Origin of the sequence: Bartonella sp. B10834G3, from assembly GCF_016102505.1 — a bacterium.
Classification (GTDB): Bacteria; Pseudomonadota; Alphaproteobacteria; order Rhizobiales; family Rhizobiaceae; genus Bartonella; species Bartonella choladocola.
In genome coordinates this window covers 1-221 of record NZ_JACFOM010000030.1, presented here as the reverse complement: position 1 = coordinate 221, position 221 = coordinate 1, and the positions used below count along the sequence as shown (strand labels likewise).

Here is a 221-nt window from a genome sequence, read left to right as displayed (position 1 = left end):
GCAAGTTGAAATTTGTTGTAACGGACAAAGATAATAAGGAGATAGATACAACTGGTCGTGCCGTTAATCTGTCGGAAATTCAAGAATCACCGGATGGCACTTATAAAGCCACATTAAAAGGCACGCTTGCCGGAATTTATAAAATTACACCGAAGGTTTCTTCTGTTGCTGTTGGAACTCTTGAAGCGGAAGTGACATTGACCGCCGGTGAGATCGATACG

Annotated in this window: 1 protein-coding gene; it reads left to right on the top strand. The window is 42.5% G+C overall.

Features of this window, described 5'->3' with window-relative positions:
* The coding region (locus H3S94_RS11810) for an invasin domain 3-containing protein (RefSeq protein ID WP_198241189.1) at positions 1-221 on the top strand (221 nt) is incomplete at both ends.